Below are 6940 nucleotides of genomic sequence, written 5' to 3' on the forward strand. Positions count from 1 at the left end.
ATCGGGCTGTTGGTGATCCACATCTTGCTGCCGGTCAGGCTGTAGCCGCCGTCGACCTTCTTGGCGCGGGTGATCATGCTGCCGGGGTCGGAGCCGTGGTTGGGTTCGGTCAGGCCAAAGCAGCCGATCCACTCGCCCGTGGCCAGCTTGGGCAGGTACTTCTGCTTTTGCACTTCGGAACCGAATTCGTTGATCGGCACCATCACCAGCGAGCTCTGCACGCTCATCATCGAGCGGTAGCCCGAGTCGACGCGCTCGACCTCGCGCGCGACCAGGCCGTAGCAGACGTAGTTCAGTCCGGCGCCGCCGTACTGCTCGGGGATGGTCGGGCCCAGCAGGCCCAGCTCGCCCATCTCGCGGAAGATGGACGCGTCGGTGGTCTCGTTGCGGAAGGCCAGCTGCACGCGCGGCAACAGCTTCTCCTGGCAGTAGGCGCGGGCGGCGTCCTGCACCTGGCGCTCGTCGTCGGTCAGCTGGGCGCTCAGGTGGAAGGGGTCTTCCCAGTTGAAGGTGTTCTTGTTGGATGCCATGGTGCGGGTCTCCGTTGAAAAGGGGTGGATGCAGAAACTGAAGCGATTGTCGGGGTGCCATGAATAGCTGTCCAATATTGATCGTCGATTGATCAATACATAATCCGTATCCATGGAATTCCGCCACCTGCGCTGTTTCACTGTGCTCGCCGAAGAGCTGCACTTTGGTCGTGCGGCCCAGCGGCTGGCCATGACGCAGCCGCCCCTGTCGCTCAACATCCAGCAGCTCGAAGCCGACGTGGGTGCGCGCCTGTTCGAGCGCAACAGCCGCGGCGTGGCCCTCACCGCCGCCGGGCTGGCCTTCCTGCCGCGCGCGCAGGCACTGCTGGAGCAGGCGGCGCTGGCCGCACGCGAGGCGCGCGACGTGGGGCAGGGCCTGGCCGGGCAGCTGCAGATCGGCTTTGCCGGCACGGTGCTGTACCGCGGCCTGCCGCAGGTGCTGCGCGACTTTGCGGCCGCGCACCCCAAGCTGCGGCTGGCCCTGCGCGAACTGTCCAGCAGCGAACAGCTGGTGGAGCTGGTGCACGACCGGCTGGACCTGGGCTTCGTGCACACCACGCGCGTGCCGGCGGGCTTCTCGCAGATCCTGGTGTCCAGCCAGCCGTTCATGGCCTGCCTGCCATCGGGCCACCCGCTGGCCCAGCAGAAGCTGCTGTCGCTCGACCAGTTGAACGGCGAGGCCTTCGCCATCGTGATGCGCGCCGTCTCGCCCGATTACCACGACCGCATCCTGGCCGCCTGTGCCGACGCGGGTTTCGAGCCGTCGCTGGCCTTTGAACTGCGGCACTGGCTGAGCGTGGTCTCGGTCATCGCGCAGGGGCTGGGCGTGGCCCTGGTGCCGGCGGCGTTGCAGCAGGCGGGCCTGCCTGGTGTGGCCTTTGTGCCGCTGGCCCAGCCGCTGGCGCCGTACGACACGCACTGCCTCTGGCGCACCGGGCGCGACCAGTCGGCGCTGGGGGCATTCCTGAGCGCCGTGCGCGCGACCGCGCCGCCGGTGCACCATGTCGCCCACGATTGACACGGACTGGAGAAACCGAATGAGCGAATCACAGACCCTGGTGCTGGGCGGCGGCTGCTTCTGGTGCACCGAGAGCGTTTACAAGGAAGTGCGCGGCATCACCGACGTCGAGTCGGGCTACAGCAACGGCCAGGCGCCCCAGCCCAGTTACGAAGACGTGTGCACCGGCACCACCGGCTGCAACGAGGTGGTCAAGCTCACGTACGACCCGGCGCGGGTGAGCACGCGCGAGCTGCTGGAAATCTTCTTCGTCATCCACGACCCGACCACCCTGAACCGGCAGGGCAACGACATGGGCACGCAGTACCGCAGCGGCATCTACTTCACCACCGACGATCAGCGTGCCACCGCGCAGGCGCTGATCGACGAGCTGGCGGCCGAGAACGCTTTCGGCCGCCCCATCGTGACCGAGCTGCTGCCGCTGGCGCACTACTGGCCGGCCGAGGACTACCACCAGGACTTCTTCGAACGCAACCCGCACCAGGGCTACTGCATGGCGGTGGCGGCGCCCAAGGTGGCGAAGTTCCGCAAGACCTTCAGCCGCCTGGCCAGGTGATTTCAAGCTGAAGATGCCGGCGCGAAGTGTCTGAGCCAGGCATGCCGTGGAACCGGCTTGGCCGCGCCGCAGGCATGGCCCTCTAAAGGGGGTCGGGCGCAGCCCGGCGGGGGTGAGTCAGTCTCGGCCAGAGCACGATGACGGCGAGGCCGCCCAGCACCAGGGCACCGGCGCCCAGCTTCCAGGCGGGCAGCGCTTCGCCCAGCGACAGCGCCGAAGCCCCCATGCCGAACACCGGCACCAGCAGCGCCAGCGGTGCCACGGTGGCGGCCGGGTGGCGGGCCAGCAGCCAGTTCCACACGCCGTAGCCAAACAGCGTGTTGCCCAGCGCCTGCCACAGCACGCTGGCCCACACGCCCGGACCCGCGTGCCGCAGCGCCGCCGAGATGGCCGGGGCACCCTCGGTGAACAGGGAGATCAACAGCAGCGGCGGCACCGCGAAGGCGCTGCTCCACACCATGAAGTGCAGCATGTTCACCGGCCCGAGCGACTTGACCACCAGGTTGGCGCAGGCCCAGAAGAACGCGGCCGACAGCACCAGCGCCAGGCCCAGCAGCGTGACCACGGCGGCGTTCAGGTGCAGGGCGATCACCGCCAGCCCGGCCAGCGCCAGCAGCAGGCCCAGCACCTGAAAGCCGCGCACCCGTTCCTTGAGCAGGACCAGCGACAGACCGATGGTGAAGAACACCTGCGTCTGCACCACCAGCGAGGCCAGGCCGGGCGAAATGTTGCCCTGCATGGCCAGGAACAGCAGGCCGAACTGGCCCACCCCCAGCAGCACGCCGAACGCGGCCAGCTTGCGCCAGGGCGCGGTGGGGCGCGGGATGAACAGCAGCCACGGCAGCGCCGAGAAGGCGAAGCGCAGGGTGGCGAACAGGAAAGGCGGCAGCCCGTTGAGACCCCAGCGGATCACGACGAAGTTGGTGCCCCAGACGAACACCACCGCGAGGGCGAGCAACAGGTGGTTGAGGGGCAAACAGGGCTCCGGCCGGTGAAAAGGCCGCCAGTGTAGCCACGCACCGCCGCGGCGCCGGGTACCTGGGCGACCCTCAATGCCCCAGGATGGCCTGCGTCAGCGCGGTGGTGTTGGCGCGCATCATGGCCACGTAGCTGGGGGCTGGCCCGCCGGCGGCGGACAGCGAATCGGAGAACAGCTCGCCCGATGGTTTCACGCCGGTTTCGCGGCCGATCTGCGCGATCAGGCGCGGGTCGGAAATGCTTTCGACGAACAGCGCCTTGATCTGCTCTTTCTTGATCTGGCGCACCAGCTGCGCCACGCCCTTGGCGGAGGCTTCGCTCTCGGTGTTCACACCCTGGGGCGCCAGGAACCTCCCACCGTAGGCATGGGCGTAGTAGCCAAAGGCGTCGTGCGAGGTGATGACCTTGCGCTGGGCTGCGGGGATGCGGGACCAGGCTGTGCGGATGTCGGCGTCCAGCGCCTGGAGCTGGGCGACGTACGCGGCGGCGTTCCGCTGGTAGCCCTCGCAGCCGGCGGCGTCGGCCGCGCACAGGCCCTTGGCGATGTTGCCCACATAGACCATCGCGTTGGGCACCGACTGCCAGGCGTGCGGGTCGTTCTCCTCGTGGTGGTGGCCGCCTGTGGCCCCGTGGTCGTGATCGCCCTCGGCCTGCTGGGGCTGGATGCCCTGGCTCGCCACCACGTGCCGGCCTTTGTAGCGGGCGGTGTTGAGCAGCCGGCTCATCCAGCCCTCGAAGCCCAGGCCGTTGGAGAACACGACCTGCGCCTGGCCGACCAGCTTGGCCTGGGAGGGCGTGGGCTGGAACACGTGCGCGTCGCCGCCGGGGGCGACCAGCACCTCGACCGCGACGCGGTCACCGCCGACCTGGCGGACCAGATCGCCCAGGATGCTGAAACTGGCCACGGCCTTGAGGGCGGGTGTGGTCTGCGCCTGCACGGCGGTGCTGCTGGCAAGGACCGCGATGCCGATGGCGGCGGCAATGAAAGAACGGCGCGGGGAGGTGTGCATGGTGCTTCCTTAGGCTTGGAGGTGGGACGAGGCGGGCCGCTGGTGGCGCAGCGCGCCGTGCGGTGCGAACAGCAGCGACAGCAGGTAGACCGTGCCCAGGCTGAGCACGATGACCGGGCTGGTGGGCAGGTCGGCGTGGTACGAGAGCAGCAGGCCGGCCAGGCTGGCGGCCAGCGCGAGCGCGGTGGCCAACAGCAGCAGGGGCATGAGGCGGCGGACCCAGAAGCGCGCGGTGGCGGCGGGCAGCACCATGATGCCCACGGCCATGAGCGTGCCCAGCGCGTGGAACCCGGCCACCAGGTTGATGACCAGCAGGCCCAGAAACCCGTAGTGCGCCACCGGGCTCCAGCGGCTGACCTGGCGCAGGAAGCCGGGGTCCAGGCACTCCATCACCAGCGGCCGGTAGAGCAGGGCGAGGCTGACCAGCGTGACCGCGCTGATGCCGCCGAGCAGCAGCAGCGCCGCGTCGTCCAGCGCCAGCACGGTGCCGAACAGCACGTGCAGCAGGTCCACGCTGTTCCCGCGCACCGAGACGATGAGCACGCCCAGCGCCAGCGACAGCAGGTAGAAGGCCGCGAGGCTGGTGTCTTCGCGCAGAACCGTGTTGCGCGAGACCAGGCCCGAACCCACCGCCACCACCAGGCCGGCGAACACGCCGCCGATGGTCATGGCCGTCAGCGAGAGGCCGGCCACCAGGTAGCCGATGGCCGCGCCCGGCAGGATGGCGTGGGCCATGGCGTCGCCGGTCAGGCTCATGCGCCGCAGCATCAGGAACACGCCCACCGGCGCCGCACTGAACGACAGCGCCACGCAGCCGAGCAGGGCGCTGCGCATGAAGCCGAATTCGACCAAAGGGCCGAACAGCGGGTTGGCCAGCCACCACGCCATGAACGGGGACGCGGCAAGGTCGTTCATGCCAGGGCCTCCGCGCCATGGCCGTGGTGGTGGGCGTGCGTGTGTGGCCCCTGCGGCGCTTCGCACGTTGGCGCATCGTCGTCAAACGGTTCGTGCAGCCGCTGTGCCCGGGCCCAGTGCGCGTCGGTCAGCACCTCGGCCGTGGGGCCGAACGCGACCCGCTCGCGCGCCAGCAGCAAGGTCAGCGGGAAGTGCGCGCGCACCTGCGCCAGGTCGTGCAGCACCACGATCACGGTTTTGCCCTGGCGCTGCCAGTGGTGCAGCAGCGCCAGCAGGTCGGTGCTGGTGCGGTGGTCCACTGCGGCAAAGGGTTCGTCGAGCAGCACCACCGGCGCGTCCTGCAGGATCAGCCGCGCGAACAGCGCGCGCTGCAGCTGGACGCCCGAGAGCGTGTCCAGCCCGCGCGTCTCGAAGCCGGTCAGGCCGACCGCGGCCAGGGCTTCGTCGCACAGGCGGCGGTGTTCGGTGGTGAAGCGGCCGAGCGCGCCCACCCGGTGCCACAGGCCCATGGCCACCATGCGCCGCACGTCGATGGGAAAGCTCGGGTCCAGGGCGCTGTGTTGCGGCAGCCAGGCGATGCGCCGGCCGGCCAGCCCGCTCACCGTGCCGCTGATGGGGCGCAGTTCGCCCGCCAGCGCCTTGACGAGCGTGGACTTGCCCGCGCCGTTGGGGCCGACCAGCGCCAGCAGCGAACCCGGCGCGATGTCGGCGTTCAGGTGGTGCACGGCGGGGTGGCGGTCGTAGCCGAGCGTGAGATCGTGCAAGCCGATCGCCGGGGCTGACGAGGCGGACGGGTCTGCGGGGGCGTGGGGCATGTCGGCAGGCGGTTTAAACTGTTGCAACTCAATTGCATTAACGTGCAAGGGTGGCGATAGTAACGCAACTTGGTTGCAATAATGGAGGCATGCCCATGTCCGCTCGTCCCGCCAAAGAACCCGTTGCCGTGCCCGCCGACATCCAGGCCCGGCTGGAGCGGGCCGGCCTGCGCCGCACGCTGGCCACGCGCGCCGTGCTCGGCCTGTTCCTGGCGAATCCGCAGGGCACGCTGAGCCACGCGCAGGCGCTGGTCTCGCTCACCGCGCGCGGTCTGGACATCAACCGCGTGACGCTCTACCGCCTGCTGGACCGGCTGGCCGCTTGCGGCGTGCTGCAGCGCCACGCCGACGACGGCGCCCGCACCTGGCGCTATGGCCTGGCCGACCACGAGCAGGGCCTGGCGCCGCGGTTCGAATGCGACGCCTGCCACCGCCAGTTCCGCCTGACCGAGGCCAGCGAACCGACGCGCGCCGTCGCCACCGACCTGTTCCGCACCCTGGCCAGGCTGGGCCACCAGGGGCAGCGGGTGGACCTGTCCATCCACGGCACCTGCGCCAGCTGTGTGCCGCAGGAGCCCGCGGCGTGATCCGCACGCAGGCCCTGGCCTGCCGTTTTGGCGATGGCAGGACGCTGCGGTTTGCCGATGTGGACGTGCCCCAGGGCGGCACGCTGCTGTTGCGCGGGCCCTCGGGCAGCGGCAAGTCCACCTGGCTGGCGCTGGCGGCGGGCCTGCGCACGGCCTCCAGCGGCGAGCTGGTCGTGGCCGGGCAGCCGTTGGGCGCGCTGGCGCCCGCCGCGTGCGACGCCTGGCGTGCGCGGACCATCGGCTTCCTGCCGCAGCGCCTGCTGTTGAGCGACGCGCTCAGCGTGGCCGGCAACCTGGGGCTGGTGTTTTTTGCGGCCGGCTTGCCGCAGGACCCGGTGGCGATCCACCACGCGCTGCAAGCGCTGGGCGTGGCCCACCTGGCCGCACGCCGGCCGGCCCAGCTCTCGGGCGGCGAGGCACAGCGCGTGGCGCTGGCGCGCGCGCTGCTGCTGCGCCCGCGCGTGATCCTGGCCGACGAGCCCACCGCCAGCCTGGATGACGCGGCCTGCGCCGCCGCGCTCGTGCTGCTGT

Annotated in this window: 9 protein-coding genes; 4 read left to right on the plus strand and 5 right to left on the minus strand. The window is 70.2% G+C overall.

Features of this window, described 5'->3' with window-relative positions; all coding sequences use genetic code 11:
• Positions 1-530 (minus strand): acyl-CoA dehydrogenase family protein (locus ACR2JA_RS01250; RefSeq protein ID WP_434007330.1); only part of this gene is annotated, 530 nt, incomplete at its 3' end.
• A 112-nt stretch (positions 531-642) separates the two neighbouring features.
• On the opposite strand from ACR2JA_RS01250, the gene ACR2JA_RS01255 reads away from it, so the two are divergent.
• Entirely contained in the window at positions 643-1548 is a 906-nt protein-coding gene (locus tag ACR2JA_RS01255) for a LysR family transcriptional regulator (protein ID WP_434007331.1), read from the plus strand.
• 19 nt (positions 1549-1567) lie between these two features.
• Positions 1568-2104, plus strand: coding sequence for a peptide-methionine (S)-S-oxide reductase MsrA (gene msrA / locus ACR2JA_RS01260; RefSeq protein ID WP_434007332.1), 537 nt, complete (start codon positions 1568-1570; stop codon positions 2102-2104).
• A gap of 82 nt (positions 2105-2186) precedes the next feature.
• On the opposite strand, the gene ACR2JA_RS01265 is transcribed toward msrA, so the two are convergent.
• From ACR2JA_RS01265 to aztA, 4 genes are all read right to left on the minus strand, one after another.
• Positions 2187-3080: an EamA family transporter gene (locus ACR2JA_RS01265; RefSeq protein WP_434007333.1), complete on the minus strand. Its 894-nt coding sequence runs from the start codon at positions 3078-3080 to the stop codon at positions 2187-2189.
• A gap of 73 nt (positions 3081-3153) precedes the next feature.
• Complete coding sequence (locus ACR2JA_RS01270; RefSeq protein WP_434007334.1) at positions 3154-4092, minus strand: metal ABC transporter substrate-binding protein; 939 nt, start codon at positions 4090-4092, stop codon at positions 3154-3156.
• 9 nt (positions 4093-4101) lie between these two features.
• Complete coding sequence (locus ACR2JA_RS01275) at positions 4102-5007, minus strand: metal ABC transporter permease (protein ID WP_434007335.1); 906 nt, start codon at positions 5005-5007, stop codon at positions 4102-4104.
• Positions 5004-5822 (minus strand): zinc ABC transporter ATP-binding protein AztA, encoded by an 819-nt coding sequence (gene aztA / locus ACR2JA_RS01280; RefSeq protein WP_434007336.1) that lies wholly within the window; start codon positions 5820-5822, stop codon positions 5004-5006. Before aztA ends, ACR2JA_RS01275 begins: the two co-directional genes overlap by 4 nt.
• 95 nt (positions 5823-5917) lie before the next feature.
• Here aztA and ACR2JA_RS01285 point away from each other — a divergent pair, with 95 nt between their 5' ends.
• On the plus strand, positions 5918-6409 hold the full coding sequence (locus ACR2JA_RS01285; protein ID WP_434007337.1) for a Fur family transcriptional regulator: 492 nt from the start codon (positions 5918-5920) through the stop codon (positions 6407-6409).
• Positions 6406-6940: ATP-binding cassette domain-containing protein (locus tag ACR2JA_RS01290; RefSeq protein ID WP_434007338.1), on the plus strand; the 535-nt coding region annotated here is incomplete at its 3' end. The genes ACR2JA_RS01285 and ACR2JA_RS01290, both read left to right, overlap by 4 nt.

The sequence above is a fragment of the Hydrogenophaga sp. genome, from assembly GCF_051007235.1.
GTDB lineage: Bacteria > Pseudomonadota > Gammaproteobacteria > Burkholderiales > Burkholderiaceae_C > Hydrogenophaga.

Bases quoted from the DNA above. Each gene is read 5' to 3' on its own strand.
- ACR2JA_RS01255 (WP_434007331.1), top strand. From the start codon at position 643: ATGGAATTCCGCCACCTGCGCTGTTTCACTGTGCTCGCCGAAGAGCTG.
- msrA (WP_434007332.1), top strand. From the start codon at position 1,568: ATGAGCGAATCACAGACCCTGGTGCTGGGCGGCGGCTGCTTCTGGTGC.
- ACR2JA_RS01270 (WP_434007334.1), bottom strand. From the start codon at position 4,092: ATGCACACCTCCCCGCGCCGTTCTTTCATTGCCGCCGCCATCGGCATC.
- ACR2JA_RS01275 (WP_434007335.1), bottom strand. From the start codon at position 5,007: ATGAACGACCTTGCCGCGTCCCCGTTCATGGCGTGGTGGCTGGCCAAC.
- aztA (WP_434007336.1), bottom strand. From the start codon at position 5,822: ATGCCCCACGCCCCCGCAGACCCGTCCGCCTCGTCAGCCCCGGCGATC.
- ACR2JA_RS01285 (WP_434007337.1), top strand. From the start codon at position 5,918: ATGTCCGCTCGTCCCGCCAAAGAACCCGTTGCCGTGCCCGCCGACATC.